1 protein-coding gene and 1 pseudogene are annotated in these 1,274 nt (G+C 66.6%); one reads left to right on the top strand and one right to left on the bottom strand.

Features of this window, described 5'->3' with window-relative positions; all coding sequences use genetic code 11:
- Positions 1-222, bottom strand: a pseudogene (locus EOA60_RS33525) (cytochrome ubiquinol oxidase subunit II); the annotation flags it as partial.
- Between the two features lie 501 nt (positions 223-723).
- Between EOA60_RS33525 and EOA60_RS33530 the strand changes: the two are divergent.
- Positions 724-1,274: LysE family transporter (locus EOA60_RS33530; RefSeq protein WP_128312651.1), on the top strand; the 551-nt coding region annotated here is incomplete at its 3' end.

Genomic DNA, 1,274 nt, shown 5'->3' on the forward strand with positions numbered 1-1,274 from the left:
CATCAGCTCGATGCGGCCCGAATAGGTGAATTCCGGCTCGTAGCGGGCGTTGCGGTTGGAGGCGCGGAACATCCAGGCAAACAAAAGCAGCGCCACCAGCGTCGGAATGACGATGACCAGCATGACCGCCAGCGAGTTGAGCAGGATCGTGCGGTTGCCCGCGCCGATCGGGCCCTGCGGGTCGAGCACCCCGCCCGCGCAGCCCGAGAGCGTTGCGATCAAGCCTATCCAGAGCGGCGAGCGGCCTCGCCTCGGTCTAGGGAAGGAAAGCACTGGAACGGATCATGCTTGGCGCGAACGGATCGGCGGGACGTCTTGACTGTGGGCGGCGCGTCGTCGGCGCTGCTGGGCTGCGGCGCGGCCGGAAACAGACTTCGCGGCCAGTCCGGCTGGGCCGTGATCCTTCAAAAGCTCGCGCCTGCGAGGGTCGCGTTCTGCGGCAGCTTTCATCTGAAGTCTCCCCGTGTGCAGAGGCACTTCCGCCATATACCGTACGACTGCAGAACACGGCTGCCAACCCAAGCAACTGCCGCTTGTTCTGCAAAAGGCGGTGTTTCGCCCGATGGCTGGACGGGCCGCGGAAGACATAGGGCGCGGCTCCTGCCTGACCAGACGCCGTCTCGGCATGCTCGCGCTCGCCGATCGCCCGCCAGGATGGTGACAAGGCGTGCGGCGCGTGCATTGTACTGCGCAGGGAATTGCAGCCGACCTGCGGAGGAAGTCTTGTCCGAGATTGCAACCATCCTTTCCATCCTTGGCGTTTTCCTGCTGGGGGCGATGAGCCCGGGGCCGAGCTTCGTCGTCGTCTCGCGTATCGCGGTCGCCGGCGAGCGCAGTGACGGCCTAGCGGCGGCGATCGGCATGGGCATCGGCGGCTTCATCTTCGCCATCATCGCGGTCGCGGGCCTGACCGCGCTGCTCGTCCAGGTCGCCTGGCTGGACATTTTCCTGCGCGTCGCCGGCGGCGCCTATCTGCTGTGGATCGGCATAAAGATCTGGCGCGGCGCCAATCAGCCGATCGAGATCGCGAACGATGCCTCGGCGCGCGCCGGCTCGTTCTGGCGGGCGCTGCGGCGCGCGCTTCTGGTCCAGCTCGCCAATCCGAAGACGGCGATCTTCTACGCCTCGATGTTCGCGGCCATGCTGCCGGCCTCGCCGCCGCTCTGGATGCTCTTGGTCCTGCCGCCGCTGCTCTTCCTCAACGAATTCGTCTGGTACGCGGTCGTCGCCTTCGCCTTTTCCTCCAGCCGGCCGCGCGCGGCCTATCTCGGCAC

It is taken from the genome of Mesorhizobium sp. M1A.F.Ca.IN.020.06.1.1, from assembly GCF_004023265.1.
Lineage (GTDB): Bacteria > Pseudomonadota > Alphaproteobacteria > Rhizobiales > Rhizobiaceae > Mesorhizobium.